The organism is Desulfosporosinus sp. HMP52 (assembly GCF_000765145.1).
Taxonomy (GTDB): Bacteria; Bacillota; Desulfitobacteriia; order Desulfitobacteriales; family Desulfitobacteriaceae; genus Desulfosporosinus.
This window is the reverse complement of record NZ_JMGA01000022.1, coordinates 17,585-34,598: the sequence shown is the minus strand read 5'-3', so window position 1 is coordinate 34,598 and position 17,014 is coordinate 17,585. Positions and strand designations below refer to the sequence as shown.

Genomic DNA, 17,014 nt, shown 5'->3' with positions numbered 1-17,014 from the left:
GGGCATATATGTTAAATCGTGTCATCTTGATAGGCCGTTTGACGAAAGACCCCGAATTGCGATACACCCCAACCGGTGTAGCAGTTGCGAATTTTACATTGGCAATTGATCGCAATTATAAGAATTCTCAAGGGGAAAGAGATACCGACTTTATTAATTGCGTGGTTTATCGGCAGCTAGCTGAACTCTGTGCTAATTATTTAGCTAAGGGGAAACTGGCATCAGTTGATGGTCGAATTCAGGTGCGTTCGTACACTGGACAAGATGGTCAAAAGCGCTGGGTAACAGAGGTTATTGCTGAAGATGTTCGTTTCCTAAGTCCGAAAGACAGTGGAGGCGGAAGCGCAGAATCGAGATCCTTTGGAGGAAATAGTTCCTTTGGACATGAAGTAAATTTGGATGATGACATCCCATTCTAATAGGGGAAGGGGAGAATTAGTATGAAACGTGAACGCGGACGTCGCCCACGTAAGCGGGTGTGCAGTTTTTGTGTAGATAAAGTAGAGTCAATGGATTACAAAGAGACACATAAAATTCGTAAGTACGTTACGGATCGTGGTAAGATATTACCTCGTCGTATTTCAGGAAACTGCGCTATGCATCAGCGCCAAGTAACATTGGCCATCAAACGAGCTCGCAGTATTGCTTTATTGCCATATAGTGTAGAGTAGAAGAAAGGGAGCGAGAGCTCCCTTTTGTATTTTTGCCTTATACTTTTAACATTGTTATGCAATGGTTAAATTTTCATTAATCAGAACTGCAGGAGATTTATAGGTTTATCACGAACTGTATCTGGTAGGCATGGTTTGTATTCTCTGACAGTTTTGCAGATTGGGAACTGTTGCAGCTAAGCTGAGATGAGAATTATGCAGAGCATGGAACTCCTGCTTAGACAGAAGTAGGGGCCTCTGAAATGGGTGGAGATTAGGAGGGGGCATCTCTGGATATTGAAGTAGATGTGGTTAAAGGATTAAAAGCTATTGATGAACTAAAGGTTAATCTAATTCAGGCACAGTGGCTTGTTCATCATGGAACTTTAAGTGGATCAGAAGATGAAATGATTCAGGGTTTAGCAGATCTTGTAGGAATGAGTTATTTGTTAGCTAGAAGATTAGGTTTTGATTTTTCAAGGCTTGATCGTATGTTATTGCAACGTTTAGACAGTTTAAAGATCACGGATGAAATGTGTCTTGAAAAGCAATGGGGAGATTTGAGCTTATTATTAAGCTACTTAGCTCCCGAGGACTAACTTTAATGGGGAAAGTTGGAGATAATGTTTATTAGTGATGAAATGGCACAAGATTACTTGGCGAGAGGAATTCTGATGACCTTTCCGGTTGTGGGAATCGCTATGGGAACCTGGGGATTTTTTTGGGAAGTATTTTTATTGTTTAGTGTATTTATCGTAGGTCGTCGTAAAGGAATGCTTACTGCCTCCATCTTTTTAACCCTTGGCTATATCGCCGCCTTGCTTGTCTATCAGGTAAACGCAATTAGTTATCTGGGCTTCGTACCTCTGGCGGGTTTACTGGGAGTTTTTGGCTGGCAAAAGGGGTGGCCTGTTCGGGTGAATTTTTTTTGGAGTGCTGTCTTGGCAGGAACCTTAGGTGTAGCTCAGACCCTTCCTTTTATTGTGCAGGGAATTGATGCTAATACCGCAAGTGCTATGATCAATACAACCATAGAACAATACCAAGCATCCGGTATGCTGGAGATTATGGGACAGCAAGGGATAAACGAGGTGCAAATCCGAGATATTTTGCAACAGGGAATTGAAATGTATGCTTTAGTCATTCCGAGTATTGCAGCGATTTTAGCGATTATTGAATTTGGTTTTGTTTTTTATTTTGTGAGGCGCCTTTTTAGAAAGGATTTAGAATGGGTTCCGTTTACTCACTGGCGTCTTCCCTGGTATGCAGTTTGGGGTGCAGTTTTAGGAATTGCCTGTTATCTCTTAGGGGATCAATTCTCTTGGGCTTTTATCCGGGGGCTAGGGATTAATCTTATGGTTATTTATGGGGCCTTAACCCTTGTCTTGGGAATTTCTGCCTACCTTTTTCTGTTGCAATCACCGAAAATTCCCAGACTCCTTAAATGGGTATTAATTTTCTTGAATTTAATTTATTTCATGTTTAGCTTTGTAAGCATTATTATATTTGGATTGTTCGATCTAGTTGTGAATTTCCGTCGTCTACCGGAAGAATCATAAAGGGGGAGTTTTCATGAAGGTAATTCTTCAAGCTGATGTAAAAGGAACTGGCAAAAAAGGACAGATCTTAGAGGTTGCAGATGGATATGCAAGAAATTTTCTATTCCCTAAAAAATTGGCTGTTGAAGCTACAACAGGTAATATTAACGATATTTCTCATAAAAAGGCTGTTGAAGAGCGACGTAAAGTAAAAGAAAAAGAAGATGCTGTTTTATTAGGGAATAAATTAAGTACCTTGAAAGTAGAAGTAAAAACAAAAACCGGTGAAGGCGGCCGTTTGTTTGGCTCAGTAACCAGTAAAGAAATTGCCGATGCCTTAAAAAAACAGCATGGTGTGGAAATAGATAAACGGAAGTTAGATCTGAAAGAACCGATTAAAGCTCTTGGCAGTTATGAAGTTAATGTAAAGGTTCATCCTGAGGTAATTGCAAAGCTTCAGGTACATGTAAGCTCAATCTAAAATTCGATTCATCTGATATCAAATAATCTGTTCTCGTGAAAGGGGACCCCTGATGAAAGGGATTTTGACAAAATGGTTAAATCAAGCAAATCACGGAGACCGGTTACAAGATGAGGAAGAGTGGAGTCGGGAAGTTGAAGCACTTTATGTGTTGCTTTCAAATTATTATGGAACTGATAAGCTAGTGCTTAAGGCAAGTCGCTTGGAGGCATTGGCGTTGATGCGCTCGGATATACTGACCGAGCGTGTTGCAGGATTAAGGATAATTGTCTCTGATGATCCTACGGATCAAAGGATACCAAAGCTGCAAGAAATACCCCAATTGCTAGATGAAGTTGAAGAGCAAATTGCCGACCTTATTGCACGGCGTGCTGTTGAAGATCGTCTGGAACGTGTAGTTTCCGAGAAGATGCAAGAACGTCATGAGGATTACGTCAAAGAGATTAAAATGAATGTGCTTAAAGAAACTACCGGCCCCGAAAATGCTCAAACTCTTAAAAAATTGGCTATTCTGGAAAAGATGAATACTATTTCACTTAAACGATCCGCTATTGATGTATTACGTCCTCAGGCAGTAGAAGAAATTGTTGGGCAGGAGGCTGCCGTACAGGCCCTCTTAGCAAAGTTGGCAACACCCTATCCTCAACATATGATTATTTATGGCCCTCCTGGAGTAGGCAAAACATCTGCGGCTAGGGTTGCTTTGGAAACAGTTAAGAAACGCTCCTTTTCTCCTTTTTCTAAGGATGCACCCTTTGTTGAAGTAGATGGAACAACCTTAAGGTGGGATCCTCGGGATGTTACCAACCCTCTCTTAGGTTCCGTACACGATCCAATCTATCAAGGTGCCAAGCATGACTTAGCAGATACAGGTATTCCTGAACCGAAAATGGGCTTAGTAAGCGATGCTCATGGAGGGATTCTTTTCATCGATGAAATTGGAGAAATGGATCCTTTGCTTTTGAATAAGCTTCTTAAAGTACTTGAAGATAAGCGGGCTTTTTTTGATTCCTCTTACTATGATCCTGGTAATGTGCAGATACCACAATGGATTAAGAAGCTTTTTGATGAGGGGGCTCCGGCAGATTTTGTACTCATTGGAGCCACCACCCGGGATCCTGGCGAGCTTAATCCAGCCCTACGTTCACGCTGCTCTGAGGTATTCTTTGTCCCTTTGGAACCGAAAGATGTCCAAGAAATTATTCGCCAGGCAGGTCAAAAGCTGGGTGTGATTTTAGACGACAATGTCCCTGAGATAATTAGTGAATACGTTATTGAGGGGAGGAAGGCCAATAGTATTTTGACAGACGCCTATGGCCTTGCTAGGTATCGTAACCCAGATCAAAAGGAGATAAGAGTGACAAGCGCAGATGTTTATGAGGTTCTGCGATCTGCCCGACTTACCCCTTTTATTTTCCGTAAGGTTCAAAGCAATGTGGAAATCGGCAGAGTGTTAGGACTGGGAGTAGCAGGCTTTTTGGGTTCTGTTTTAGAGATTGAGGCGATTACCTTTACAGGCTTAGAAGGTAAAGGGACCATTCGGTTTAATGAAACAGCAGGAAGTATGGCCCGGGATGCTGTCTTTAATGCTGCCGCTGTTATTCGTGACCTTACAGGGGAAGATATCCGGAATTATGATGTTCATGTTAATGTAATTGGCGGGGCGAAGATTGATGGTCCTTCGGCTGGACTGGCAACCACCCTAGCCATTTATAGTGCTTTAAAAAAACAGCCTCTTCGACAAGATGTGGCAGTGACAGGTGAGATTTCCATCCAAGGCAAAGTTAAACCTGTTGGCGGCATTTATGAAAAGATTTTCGGTGCTAAGCAGGTTGAAGTTCGAAAGGTTTTAATTCCATTAGAAAATATGGCGGATGTACCGCAAAGTTTACAAGGAATAGAAGTTGTAGCGGTCAGTACCATTGAAGAGGCAATGAGCCACATTTTTATACAAGATGAAAAGTTATAACTTTTCCCAAAGGCCCTTTTTGTCTTCTTTTATGTGCAGGGATACTTGGCTAACAATGGTCAAAGCCTAAAAGCAATTATGGCGGAGCCTGTGGGCTGAAGGCCTGGTGCCCGCTGAGTAGAACCGGAGGAGAGAAAATATGGAACTGATAAAAGTTCCACCACAGAATTTAGAGGCCGAACAAGCGGTCTTAGGAGCAATGATGCTTGATCCGGAGGCTGGAAGTTCGGTCTTTGAGCTGCTTCAACCGGATGACTTTTATCGAGACACTCATCGTTTAATGTTTTCAGCAATTCGGGATCTCTCGGAAAAGGGGGACCCGGTTGACCTGGTCAGTGTTGCTGAGGCGTTACACCGCCAAGGGCGACTGGAACAAGTCGGCGGCATAACTACAATTTCTGAAATTGCTCGTTCCGTTCCTACTGCTGCAAATGTCGAATATTATGCGCGGATCGTATCGGAAAAATCCCTTCTTCGGCAGCTTATTCGAGCAACTAGCAGTATTCTGGAACGGGGCTATGAGCCCGGGGAAGAGGCCCATACCCTTTTAGATGAAGCAGAAAAACTGATTCTGGATTTGTCCAGACAACGAGTTAAAGATGGTTTTAGTGCGATTCGTGATGTTTTGTTAGATACTTTTGAAAAAATTGAACACCTTTACGCTAATAAAGGAAATCTCACAGGTGTTCCTACCTTTTTCACCGATTTAGACAGAATGACCTCGGGATGGCAACCCTCAGATTTAGTGATTATTGCAGCCCGACCTTCGATGGGTAAAACGGCCCTGGTTTTAAATATGGCCCAAAATGCCTCAGTTCGCGCTAAGGTGCCTGTGGCAATTTTTAGTCTAGAAATGTCTAAGGAACAGTTGGTTCAGCGTATGCTCTGCGGTGAGGCTATGGTCGACCAACAACGGGTAAGGACGGGTGATCTATTAGATACGGATTGGCCTAAGTTGACCCGGGCAGTGGGGCCCCTTTCTGATGCGCCAATCTTTATTGATGATACCGTTGGTATTTCTTTGGCGGAACTTCGTTCAAAGTCCCGGAGACTAAAGACTGAGCATGATTTAGGGATGATAATTATTGACTACCTTCAGCTCTTGTCGGTTGGAAAAAAATCTGAGAGCCGTCAGCAGGAAGTTGCCCAGATCTCCAGAGCTCTTAAGGGTCTGGCTCGTGAACTTAAAGTGCCGGTCATTGCTTTGTCTCAGCTTAATCGAGGAGTTGAACAACGCCAAGATAAACGACCGATTATGTCAGATTTGCTTGAGTCGGGGGCAATTGAAGCAGATGCAGATGTGATTTCTTTTATTTATCGAGATGAGTATTATCATCCGGAATCAGAGAAAAAGGGAATTGCGGAATTGATTATTGCTAAACACCGGAACGGCCCTGTAGGTGCTGTTGAGTTAGGGTTTCTTAAAGAGTTCACAAAGTTTGTAAATCTTGATCGACAACATCAAAGTGCTTAAGGCGTATTCTCCCCCTGCGAATTTTCGCAGGGGGTTTTTGTATATTTTTTTGTTCAATTAGCGACTCCATAATGTCGAATGTTTTTTGTATTTTTTAGATTAATGTTCGACAATTGCATTGACAATGAGGGGCTAGATTGTTAAGATGAAATTGTTTGCGAATGTGGTTGTTTATGATTCTAAAAATTAACGGCTCTTAGGAGGGAAAACCATTGAAACATAATGTTGATGTCTTAATTATCGGAGCCGGTCCGGCCGGAATTTTTACGGCCTTAGAGTTAACGAAGCATAATAAGGAACTGAAAATTCTAATTGTTGATAATGGGCGAAGTATTGAAAAGCGAAAGTGTCCTGCGCGTACTACAGGAGTTTGCGGAGGCTGTAATCCCTGTGCCATTACCAGAGGGTGGTCTGGCGCAGGAGCTTTCAGTGATGGAAAGCTGTCTCTGAGTCCAGCGGTAGGCGGTCGTTTAGTTGAATATATGAGAGAAGATCAAGCTCAGGATTTAATTGATTATGCTGATTCTATCTACAGACATTTCGGAGCTCAAGAAACAGTGTATGGTTTAGATAACCGTCGGGTTGAAGAGATTGAGTATGAGGCATCCCGTCACAATATTGCCTTGATTCATTGCCCAGTTCGACATTTAGGGACGGAACTGGCTTACGATGTCCTAAAAGGTATGTATGAACATCTCATGCAAAAGACCAATACAATTTTTTGGGAACTTGCTGAGGTAAAGAATATCCTTGCCGACTCGGAAGGTGCTATAGGTGCTGTTATTCAACGTCGAAGCGAGGAAGAACTTGATGAAGTGTATGCCCGCTATGTGGTTGCTGCCCCTGGCCGAGGCGGAGCGAATTGGCTTGCTGATCAGACAGTTCGCTTGGGTGTCGTAACAGAAAACAATGAGGTGGATATAGGTGTACGTGTTGAGGTTCCTAATTCTATAATTGATCATCTAACCCGTGAACTATATGAACCTAAATTAGTATATTATTCAGACACCTATGATTTGAAGACACGGAGCTTTTGTGTCAATCCCGGTGGTGTAGTCTCAGAAGAGCACTATGACGGGAATATTGCGGTTGTAAACGGACATAGTTATGCCGATGCGACTAAAAAAACTAAGAATACGAATTTCGCCTTATTAGTGTCCACTCGTTTCACTGAACCCTTTAACCAACCAATAGAATATGGACGATATATCGCCCGATTGGCTAATATGCTGACAGGTGGAGGAGTTATGGTTCAGCGCTTAGGAGATCTTTTACAAGGGAGACGTACCACAGAGGAACGCTTACGGAAGTCTACAACGGTTCCAACTCTTCGTTCAGCTGTTCCGGGAGACCTCAGTTACGTACTCCCTGAACGCTACTTGACTTCACTTATTGAGACGTTGAAAGCCTTTGATAAAATTGCCCCTGGTATGTATTCGAAAAACACACTATTATATGGGGTAGAGGTTAAATTTTACTCATCTAAAGTTAAAGTTGCACCTAATTTTGAAACAACCATACCTAGGTTATATGCCATAGGAGACGGAGCAGGAATAACCCGTGGGTTAATGCAGGCTTCGGCTACAGGGATTGTTGTTGCCAGAGATATTGTCGCTAAAGAATAGTTAGTAATTAAGTATAACAATTTAGATCCATCTAAGGGGTTAAGAATGACTGGGGGCGAAGTTTGTTGCTCGATCGATATACGCATCAGGAAATGGGAAAACTGTGGCAGGACGGATATGAATATGACCGCTGGCTGCAAGTTGAATTAGCAGTCGCCGAGGTTATGGCTAAGCGGGGGGAGATCCCTCAAGGAGCTATGAAGGAAATTCGGGAAAAGGCCAAAGTTAATCCGAAAAGGGTTTTAGAAATTGAAGCTATCGTGCGCCATGACCTAATTGCTTTTTTGCAAGCAGTTGTAGAGGAAATCGGGGAGTCGGGGAAATATTTGCACCTTGGCTTGACCTCTTCCGATGTTAAAGACACGGCATTAAGCCTTGTCTTAAGAGATTCCGGGCTGTTGCTTAAGAAAGACTTAAAAGAGTTACGAGATGCCTTGGCTAAGCGAGCGTTAGAGAGTAAGTATACAGTAATGGTCGGGCGGACACATGGCATTCATGCAGAGCCCCTTACCTTTGGCTTGAAGCTAGCCTTATGGATTGCCGAGATTGACCGTCAAAGCGAACGTCTTGACCAAGCTATAGAATCAGTTAGTGCGGGAAAAATTTCAGGCGCTGTCGGAACCTATGCTAACGTCTCTCCTGAAATAGAAGAGGCTGTGTGTCAGGAACTGAAGTTAGGAAATGCTCTGGTAAGTAATCAAATATTGCAAAGAGATAGACACGCCCATTTTGTCACTACCTTAGCCCTGATTGGCGGTTCTATCGAAAAAATAGCCACAGAAATCCGAAACCTGCAACGCACCGATATCCTAGAAGTTGAAGAACCCTTTGCAGAAGGTCAAAAGGGCTCTTCTGCAATGCCCCATAAGCGTAATCCGATCATTTGCGAGCAAGTGTCCGGAATGTCGAGGCTGTTAAGAGGAAATGCTCTAGCAGCAATGGAAAATATTGCCCTTTGGCATGAGCGGGATATGACTCATTCTTCCGTGGAGCGGATCATTCTCCCGGATAGTTGTATTTTGCTGGATCATATGCTTCGCCAGATGACCAAGGTTATTTCTGGACTTAAAATTCGTGATGATCAGATGAAGAAGAATCTCCAGAAGACCTATGGCTTGACATCATCTCAACGGGTACTTTTGGCACTTGTTGAACATGGATGTATGAGAGAAGAGGCCTACGCTTGGGTTCAACAAAACGCTTTTCATGCCTGGGATCAAGGGCTGGATTTTATAGATGTTGTATCTGAGGATAGTCGGGTTCTAAAGTATTTGACGAAAGTGGAGATTCAAGGCTTATTTGATTTAGGCTATCATCTGCGTCACGTGGAGGATATCTTTAAGCGACTAGGATTAGAAGATTAGAGCTGGAAAGATGGGAGGAAAATCTATATGGCTGCTGTTGTGTTAATTGGTTCTCAATGGGGAGACGAGGGAAAGGGCAAGATAACAGATTTCCTGGCAGAGAAAGCAAATGTTGTTGTTAGATATCAAGGTGGGAATAATGCTGGTCACACGGTCGTTGCAAATGGAGAAGAGTTTAAACTCCATCTTATACCTTCTGGAATCCTTTATGAAGATAAGACATGTGTTATTGGCAATGGTGTAGTGATTGATCCCAAGGTATTGCTAGAGGAATTAGATTATCTAGAGAAGCGTGGTATTAAAACAGGGAAACTAGTGATTAGCAGTAATGCTCATATTATTATGCCCTACCACAGAGTACTGGACGGCTTGGAAGAAGAGGCACGTGGGGACCATAAAATCGGAACCACCAAGCGGGGAATTGGGCCCGCCTATATGGATAAAGCGTCTCGAATTGGAATCCGTGTGATTGATCTATTAGACAAGGATGAGTTTGCTGAGAAGCTTCGTCGGAATTTGGTAGAAAAAAATAATCTGTTTGTAAAGGTCTATGGCAAGGAAGCTCTCGGCTTTGACGAGATTTATCATACCTATATGGGCTATGCTGAAAAAATTCGTTCAATGGTCACAGACAGCTCCCTTACCATTGATGAAAGCATTAAAGCAGGAGAGAAGGTTCTCTTTGAGGGAGCACAAGGTACTCTCCTGGATATAGACCATGGTACCTACCCGTTTGTAACCTCTTCCCATCCGATTGCTGGTGGGGCTTGTATTGGAGCGGGAGTAGGACCTACTCGTATCAATCGTGTAATTGGGGTTATTAAAGCCTATACCACTCGTGTCGGAGAAGGACCTTTCCCTACTGAGTTATTAGATGAAGTTGGGGAAGAAATGCGGAAGAATGGACACGAGTTTGGAACTACGACTGGTCGGGCACGACGATGCGGTTGGTTTGATGCGGTCATAGCTCGTTATGCTGTTCGAGTAAGTGGAATTTCAGATTTTGCAGTGACCAAACTTGATGTTCTAACAGGGTTTGAGAAACTTAAAATTTGCGTGGGCTATAGTGTTGATGGACAGATTATCCGTGAATTCCCCCAAAGCCAAAAGATATTCAAGCTATGTCAGCCTGTTTATGAGGAAATGCCCGGGTGGAACGAAGATATTACTCAAGTTCGACACTTTGAAGAACTGCCTCAGGCAGCTCAAAACTATATTCTGCGGATTGAAGAATTGTCTGGAGTGCAGGCAACCTTAGTAGCAGTAGGACCTGGGCGTGAGCAAACTATTGTCCGCGGAGAGATTTTCTAGGAGTACTACTACTGGCTCAATTTTATAATAATAATTAGAAAAGGGAAGCGTGTCATTGATATGCTTCTCTTTTTGCTGTCTTAGTGAGGATACAGGATACAATAAGATATTTCGAGGAGCAAGGTAAGTAATTGAGAGACAGTCAAGCTAAATTTTTGAAATTAAGGAAATAGTTACAGTGTGTCGAAACTAGGATTAAATTGGCGATATGTATATAATATTGGCACTTTATGTGATATATTCATAAGAGAAATATGACACTATCGAAATCGCTATATTGGAGAGAACACTGACTAGATGACTAGTTTTATAGCTAAGTCATGTAAGTTAGGTACAGTTGTATATGTAGCCTTGGATAGGTTTTGTCATTGTTCCGCAGCTAGTAAGTATTTGACAGAAGGGGATATACAGAAATGACAAAAATTAAGTACCGAATTATTCTTATGTTAATAACATTAGCCCTTATTATGGGTTCGATTCTCGGTGGGTACAGCATTTATAACTTAATAGTTGCTGAAAAAGCTAATCTTGAGCAGTATCGAACTACCCTGTACGATCAATTTGATCGGACGATTATGCTGCAGGTACAGACTGCTCACAGCCTGGTACAGGATGTCTACAATAGTCAGCAAAAAGGAGAATTGACTCCGGAAGAAGCGAAGAAGAAAGCGGCGGATTTAGTAAGAAATTTGCGCTTTGATGATGGCAATTACTTTTGGATTGATACCACAGAGGGGATAAACGTTGTTCTACTGGGGAGAGATACTGAAGGTAAATCCCGTTATGAAGCCAAAGATAGCGCCGGAAACCTTTTTATCCAAGAGATGATTGCTAATGGAGCCCAGGATGGCGGAGGTTTTACGGGCTATAGTTTTCCTAAGCCTAATGAAACAGAGCCTTTGCCAAAGAGAAGTTATACCTTGCTATTTGAACCCTATAATTGGGTAATCGGAACTGGGAATTGGGTAGATAATATCGATAAACTTGTTGAAGCCAAAGAACTTGAATTAGAACAAAAGGCTAAACACGACATAATTTTTACGCTAGTATCCATGTTCGTTGCTATAGGAATATCACTCATGTTAGGGACTATGTTAAGTAAGAAGATTACAAATAATATAGTAGCAATCGCCATAAATGCCAATGAAATTGCTAAAGGAAACCTTAGGGTTGAGAATCTTAGTATTAATTCTAAAGATGAGTTAGGTCAACTGGGCAAAGCCTTTAAAACAATGACGGAAAACTTAATTGAGCTGGTTGACCATATATCATCGTCTTCCAAGCAAGTTGCTGCTTCATCTCAGCAGTTGAGTCTGGGAGCGGAGCAATCTGCCCAAGCCTCGCACCAAGTGGCGGTAGCCATAACAGAGGTATCCTTAGGTGCTGAGAAACAGCTTACTGCAGTCAATGAGACTTCAGCAAGCGTAGAAGAGATGTCAGCAGGAATCCAACATATGTTGGAGAATGCGAAAACAGTGGTAAAGTCATCGGAAAAGACTGCACACTCAGCGTCTGAAGGAAGTCAGGCGATCGATAAGACGATTCAGCAAATGATGAACATCGAAAGAACGGTTACCGGATCAGCCGATATGGTTACGAACTTAGGAGAGCGCTCCAAGGAGATCGGACAAATTGTTGATACCATTTCCGGTATTGCAGCCCAGACCAATCTTCTCGCCTTGAATGCAGCCATTGAAGCAGCACGAGCCGGCGAACAAGGTCGAGGTTTTGCGGTGGTTGCAGACGAGGTGAGAAAGTTAGCAGAACAGTCTCAAGAAGCCTCAAAGCAAATTGCGACACTAATTACGGGTATCCAGCAAGATACACAAAAGGTCGTGTTATCGATTAATGAAGGTACCCATCAAGTCAAATTGGGAACAGAGGTAGCAGAAACTGCAGGACAAGCCTTTAGCGAAATAACGGGCTTAATTAATGTAGTAACCGCTCAGATTGAAGAAATCTCTGAAGAGATTCAACAAATGGCTGTAGGCAGTGAAAGAATAGTCGCATCCGTTTCGGAGATCTATGAGACGAGTAAAGAAATCACGGGACAGACCCAAACCGTATCGGCAGCCACAGAGGAACAATCAGCCTCAGTGGAGGAAATTGCCTCTTCCAGCCAGGTGTTAGCTAATATGGCGGAAGAGCTGCAAGAAACTTTGAAGAAATTCACGATATAGCAAGGGTTCATGTTTTTTATAGAAAACCTATACCTAGAATTTTGACAAAAAATATCTTGACACATTTGGTAATTACGTGTAAAATCATAATTCGTGGTACCAATACGAGCCATTAGCTCAGTCGGTAGAGCACCTGACTTTTAATCAGGGTGTCCCGCGTTCGAGTCGCGGATGGCTCACCAAATAATGATTTTAGTGGTAAAAAAGGCATTCAAAAGGGTTTACGACCCTAAAATAGCGCTCATAAAAAGACAGGGACTAAATTAAAATTTTAGATCTCTGTCTTTTTATATTATACATATTTAATCTAATTATAGTAAAGACAAGGTTGAAACGTAAAAGTAATAACAGAAATTTGATGAAAATTGAAAAAATATATATAATATTTGCTTTTTGTATGTTATAGTCAAATAAAAGCAAATATGAAGAAGATTTTTTAAATTATATAAAGTTATTGACAAGGCAAACTGAGTGAAAGCTCAGGACGCAAAGCTACGGATCTTCTACTCTTAGGGGTAAAGATGGCCGAGTTACCAATTATGATTATAACGCGCCTTGTCTAAAGGGGGCGGTTTTTTCGTTTTTAAAAATTAAATAATTCTTGCAACGTTTTTTATCATAAGGGACTCAAATTATTTGGATGAAGGGGACATATAAGAGATGACAAAAATTAAATACCGAATTATTACTATGTTAGTAACATTAGCACTTATTATGGGTTCTATTCTCGGTGGATACAGCATTTATAATTTGGTTGTTGCGGAAAAAGCTAATCTTGAGCAGTATCACGATACTTTGTACGATCAATTCGATCGGACGATTATGCTGCAGGTACAGACTGCCCACAGCCTAGTACAGGATGTCTACAATAGTCAGCAAAAAGGAGAATTGACTCCGGAAGAAGCGAAGAAGAAAGCGGCGGATTTAGTAAGAAATTTGCGCTTTGATGGAGGAAATTATTTTTGGATTGATACCACAGAGGGGATAAACGTTGTTCTGCTGGGAAGAGATACTGAAGGAAAATCTCGCTATGAAGCCAAAGATAGCGCCGGAGTATCCTTTGTTCAGGAGTTCATAAAGAATGGAACTCAAGTTGGTGGTGGTTATACAGATTATACATTTGCTAAGCCTAATGAAACAGAGCCTTTGCCAAAGAGAAGTTATACCTTGCTATTTGAACCCTATAATTGGGTAATCGGAACTGGGAATTGGGTAGATAATATCGATATACTTGTTGAAGCCAAACAACTTGAATTAGAACAAAAGGCTAGACAAGACATAATTTTTACCCTAGTATCCATGTTCGTTGCTATAGGAATATCACTCATGTTAGGGACTATGTTAAGTAAGAAGATTACAAATAATATTGTAGCAATCGCCAAAAATGCCGATGAAATTGCTAAAGGAAACCTTAAGGTTGAGAACCTTAGTATTAATTCTAAGGATGAGTTAGGTCAACTGGGCAAAGCCTTCAAAACAATGACGGAAAACTTAATTGAGCTGGTTGAACATATATCATCGTCTTCCAAGCAAGTTGCTGCTTCATCTCAGCAGTTGAGTTTGGGAGCGGAGCAATCTGCCCAAGCCTCCCACCAAGTGGCTGTAGCCATAACGGAAGTATCCTTAGGTGCCGAGAAACAGCTTACTGCAGTCAATGAGACTTCAGCAAGCGTAGAAGAGATGTCAGCAGGAATCCAACATATGTTGGAGAATGCGAAAACAGTGGTAAAGTCATCGGAAAAGACTGCACACTCAGCGTCTGAAGGAAGTCAGGCGATCGATAAGACGATTCAGCAAATGATGAACATTGAAAGAACGGTTACCGGATCAGCCGATATGGTTACGAACTTAGGAGAGCGCTCCAAGGAGATCGGACAAATTGTTGATACCATTTCCGGTATTGCAGCCCAGACCAATCTTCTCGCCTTGAATGCAGCCATTGAAGCAGCACGAGCCGGCGAACAAGGCCGAGGTTTTGCGGTGGTTGCAGACGAGGTGAGGAAGTTAGCAGAACAGTCTCAAGAAGCCTCAAAGCAAATTGCCACACTGATTACGGGTATCCAGCAAGATACACAGAAGGCTGTGTTATCGATTAATGAAGGTACCCATCAAGTCAAATTGGGAACAGAGGTAGCAGAAACTGCAGGACAAGCCTTTAGCGAAATAACGGGCTTAATTAATGTAGTAACCGCTCAGATTGAAGAAATCTCTGAAGAGATTCAACAAATGGCTGTAGGCAGTGAAAGAATAGTCGCATCCGTTTCGGAGATCTATGAAACGAGTAAAGAAATCACGGGACAAACTCAAACCGTATCGGCAGCCACAGAGGAACAATCAGCCTCAGTGGAGGAAATTGCCTCTTCCAGCCAGGTGTTAGCTAATATGGCGGAAGAGCTGCAAGAAACTTTGAAGAAATTTAGCGTCGACTAATAAGTGTTAGTGAAATGAGTTGTAAGCTTACCTAGCCTTTTAGCGCCCCCATTCTATATCTATAGTGGGGGCGTCATGTTGACTTGAAGTTTGCCTTTCTTTATACCCAACGTGGTTGCTTTTAATGATTACCTAAATGGAATAAACCCTCTTAAATGCAAGAGACTTCCTAAATTGGTAGTCTGAAAGCCTATAAAGGTATAATAAATTTGATAGTTTTATCTTTAAAATAAAGAGACATTGCTAAGCGTAAGAAATTTGCCAAATAAACTATAAGAATTAAAGAATTAGTGTTGACAAAAGTAGATACTTAGTGTAATATTCATATTTGTGAGCGCCTTTTAAATGCCTCACAAACTATAATGGCCCGTTGGTCAAGCGGTCTAAGACACCGCCCTTTCACGGCGGTTACACGGGTTCGAATCCCGTACGGGTCACCATTTTGTTTGCCTCGGTAGCTCAGTCGGTAGAGCAGAGGACTGAAAATCCTCGTGTCGGCGGTTCGATTCCGTCCTGAGGCACCATCATATGGATGTAGTTAATTAAGGTGATAATTAAATAGAGAAACCTAAGGTTCTGTAAATTTCCTGAGAGGAAATATCAGGACTTTTTTTGTGTATCTATTATTTGTGAAAGTTGTCTAAGAGTTATAGATTGCAAATGCTATTGAATTAAGTTAACATTTTTAGAAATACTAGAAAATAAATTGTCAGTTATTGTGGGTGAATTAACAATAACAATAATAGGAACAAGGACTTAAGGATTCATAAAAGGATGGTGGGGATTATGCCATTAGCGGAAAATAATTTGCTGTTTGGGTTTGCACCTAGACTGACGGCGGAACAACGTGAGTATGTTGATGCAATATTCGATTATCAATTAGTAATGGTTAATGCTAAGGCGGGAACTGGAAAAACAACTTTGGCTGTTGCATGTGCTAAGCTTTTTAAGCAGCCCCTTACATATATTTTTAATCCAGTCCAAGAATCCGCAATGGGTTTTAGACCGGGGACTCAGTCTGAGAAGGAAAGCATTTATCATCAACCCTTAATAGATGCTTTATTAGAAATAAATGAGAACCCAGCTCAATGTGTATATAATGAAGAGGCGCTAGTGAACGAAGCTATACGTAGAAAAGTAAGTATGAAGCGTGTAATGGATAGCATTTGGTGTTATCCTAAAACCCCGCTTTTTCTTAGAGGAACTAATCTTAAGGATATGACGATTATTATAGATGAATGCCAAAATTTCACCGTGCAAGAACTAAGAAAGATATTTACTCGAGTACATGATTCATGCAAGGTTATATGTATCGGACATTCAGGCCAGATTGATATTCCAGCAGCTAAAAGCGGTTTTGTACCGTACATGGAGCATTTCAGAAGTCAACCCTATTGTAAGATCTTAACATTATCCAAGAATTTTAGAGGGGAGCTCGCAAATTGGGCAGACTCCTTCCAAGGTTAACTAAGGTTCCAGAGGTTCTTTTATTATACTAAGGGTGGAATATTTATAAATATTGAGGTATTCTTACCTGAAGTGACTTTATATCTAAGTCCATAGAAAAAATAGAGGAGGTAGTTAGATTGAGAGTATTAGTAAGAGAACCGATCAATCAGCCTTTACAGTTGAAGGAAATTGAAGGTACCTTTGAAGACTTCCAAGAAATAGTTGGAGAGTCTATTGAAATCGTACCTATTACAGACAACATTGTGTGTATCTGTAATGAGAAAGGTGAAAGCCAAGAACTAGGAAGGAATTTCTACGATGACCGGCTAGGTTGGGTCATGGGAACTTGCGTATTTACTGCAGCTAAAAACTCCGAGTTTGATTCTCTTTCGGATCAGCAAATCGGATACATATCGGAATATATCGGCTTCCCGGTAGTATAATAACCTGTGGCATTAGAAGTTGACATATGTGAGCTTTCGGCTTATAATTCTCTTTGTCAGGAAAAAGGTGTCCAATGATAAAAAGGACAAACTCTCCATA

14 protein-coding genes, 3 tRNA genes and 1 riboswitch are annotated in these 17,014 nt (G+C 41.6%); all 17 genes read left to right on the top strand.

The genetic code is table 11. The annotated features are described in order from the left end of the window. Positions 1-8: 8 nt before the first annotated feature. The gene (gene ssb / locus DP73_RS10085) at positions 9-419 is read left to right on the top strand and encodes a single-stranded DNA-binding protein (RefSeq protein ID WP_014905337.1); all 411 of its coding nucleotides are present in this window, start codon (positions 9-11) and stop codon (positions 417-419) included. A gap of 21 nt (positions 420-440) precedes the next feature. Then, positions 441-671 (top strand): 30S ribosomal protein S18, encoded by a 231-nt coding sequence (gene rpsR, locus DP73_RS10080; RefSeq protein ID WP_014905336.1) that lies wholly within the window; start codon positions 441-443, stop codon positions 669-671. A 287-nt stretch (positions 672-958) separates the two neighbouring features. Continuing rightward, the gene (locus DP73_RS10075; RefSeq protein ID WP_014905335.1) at positions 959-1,249 is read left to right on the top strand and encodes a MazG-like family protein; all 291 of its coding nucleotides are present in this window, start codon (positions 959-961) and stop codon (positions 1,247-1,249) included. A 24-nt stretch (positions 1,250-1,273) separates the two neighbouring features. Then, positions 1,274-2,209 (top strand): DUF2232 domain-containing protein, encoded by a 936-nt coding sequence (locus DP73_RS10070; protein WP_034599252.1) that lies wholly within the window; start codon positions 1,274-1,276, stop codon positions 2,207-2,209. 13 nt (positions 2,210-2,222) lie between these two features. Next, entirely contained in the window at positions 2,223-2,669 is a 447-nt protein-coding gene (gene rplI, locus DP73_RS10065) for a 50S ribosomal protein L9 (protein WP_034599251.1), read from the top strand. A 52-nt stretch (positions 2,670-2,721) separates the two neighbouring features. Continuing rightward, positions 2,722-4,638 carry a Lon family ATP-dependent protease gene (gene lonC, locus DP73_RS10060; protein WP_034599250.1) on the top strand — a complete coding sequence of 639 codons (1,917 nt, stop codon included), beginning with the start codon at positions 2,722-2,724 and terminating at the stop codon, positions 4,636-4,638. Between the two features lie 139 nt (positions 4,639-4,777). Then, positions 4,778-6,112 carry a replicative DNA helicase gene (dnaB, locus tag DP73_RS10055; RefSeq protein ID WP_034599249.1) on the top strand — a complete coding sequence of 445 codons (1,335 nt, stop codon included), beginning with the start codon at positions 4,778-4,780 and terminating at the stop codon, positions 6,110-6,112. Positions 6,113-6,324: 212 nt separating this feature from the next. Next, positions 6,325-7,737 (top strand): FAD-dependent protein, encoded by a 1,413-nt coding sequence (locus DP73_RS10050; protein ID WP_034599248.1) that lies wholly within the window; start codon positions 6,325-6,327, stop codon positions 7,735-7,737. A gap of 62 nt (positions 7,738-7,799) precedes the next feature. Beyond that, a complete protein-coding gene (gene purB, locus DP73_RS10045) occupies positions 7,800-9,101 on the top strand; it encodes an adenylosuccinate lyase (RefSeq protein ID WP_034599247.1) in 1,302 nt (433 codons plus the stop codon). A gap of 27 nt (positions 9,102-9,128) precedes the next feature. Then, complete coding sequence (locus DP73_RS10040; protein ID WP_034599245.1) at positions 9,129-10,412, top strand: adenylosuccinate synthase; 1,284 nt, start codon at positions 9,129-9,131, stop codon at positions 10,410-10,412. Between the two features lie 413 nt (positions 10,413-10,825). Further along, the gene (locus DP73_RS10035) at positions 10,826-12,592 is read left to right on the top strand and encodes a methyl-accepting chemotaxis protein (RefSeq protein WP_034599244.1); all 1,767 of its coding nucleotides are present in this window, start codon (positions 10,826-10,828) and stop codon (positions 12,590-12,592) included. A gap of 106 nt (positions 12,593-12,698) precedes the next feature. After that, a tRNA-Lys gene (locus DP73_RS10030) sits at positions 12,699-12,774 on the top strand. A gap of 269 nt (positions 12,775-13,043) precedes the next feature. After that, positions 13,044-13,130: riboswitch (cyclic di-GMP riboswitch) on the top strand. A gap of 122 nt (positions 13,131-13,252) precedes the next feature. Beyond that, the gene (locus DP73_RS10025; protein WP_034599243.1) at positions 13,253-15,022 is read left to right on the top strand and encodes a methyl-accepting chemotaxis protein; all 1,770 of its coding nucleotides are present in this window, start codon (positions 13,253-13,255) and stop codon (positions 15,020-15,022) included. 364 nt (positions 15,023-15,386) lie between these two features. Next, positions 15,387-15,462, top strand: a tRNA-Glu gene (locus tag DP73_RS10020). A gap of 8 nt (positions 15,463-15,470) precedes the next feature. Further along, positions 15,471-15,546, top strand: a tRNA-Phe gene (locus tag DP73_RS10015). A 262-nt stretch (positions 15,547-15,808) separates the two neighbouring features. After that, the gene (locus tag DP73_RS10010; RefSeq protein ID WP_014905325.1) at positions 15,809-16,489 is read left to right on the top strand and encodes a PhoH family protein; all 681 of its coding nucleotides are present in this window, start codon (positions 15,809-15,811) and stop codon (positions 16,487-16,489) included. 119 nt (positions 16,490-16,608) lie between these two features. Then, positions 16,609-16,914: a DUF3846 domain-containing protein gene (locus DP73_RS10005; protein WP_034599242.1), complete on the top strand. Its 306-nt coding sequence runs from the start codon at positions 16,609-16,611 to the stop codon at positions 16,912-16,914. Positions 16,915-17,014: the final 100 nt, after the last annotated feature.

Bases quoted from the DNA above. Each gene is read 5' to 3' on its own strand.
- ssb (WP_014905337.1), top strand. From the start codon at position 9: ATGTTAAATCGTGTCATCTTGATAGGCCGTTTGACGAAAGACCCCGAA.
- rpsR (WP_014905336.1), top strand. From the start codon at position 441: ATGAAACGTGAACGCGGACGTCGCCCACGTAAGCGGGTGTGCAGTTTT.
- DP73_RS10070 (WP_034599252.1), top strand. From the start codon at position 1,274: ATGTTTATTAGTGATGAAATGGCACAAGATTACTTGGCGAGAGGAATT.
- rplI (WP_034599251.1), top strand. From the start codon at position 2,223: ATGAAGGTAATTCTTCAAGCTGATGTAAAAGGAACTGGCAAAAAAGGA.
- lonC (WP_034599250.1), top strand. From the start codon at position 2,722: ATGAAAGGGATTTTGACAAAATGGTTAAATCAAGCAAATCACGGAGAC.
- dnaB (WP_034599249.1), top strand. From the start codon at position 4,778: ATGGAACTGATAAAAGTTCCACCACAGAATTTAGAGGCCGAACAAGCG.
- DP73_RS10040 (WP_034599245.1), top strand. From the start codon at position 9,129: ATGGCTGCTGTTGTGTTAATTGGTTCTCAATGGGGAGACGAGGGAAAG.
- DP73_RS10035 (WP_034599244.1), top strand. From the start codon at position 10,826: ATGACAAAAATTAAGTACCGAATTATTCTTATGTTAATAACATTAGCC.
- DP73_RS10025 (WP_034599243.1), top strand. From the start codon at position 13,253: ATGACAAAAATTAAATACCGAATTATTACTATGTTAGTAACATTAGCA.
- DP73_RS10010 (WP_014905325.1), top strand. From the start codon at position 15,809: ATGCCATTAGCGGAAAATAATTTGCTGTTTGGGTTTGCACCTAGACTG.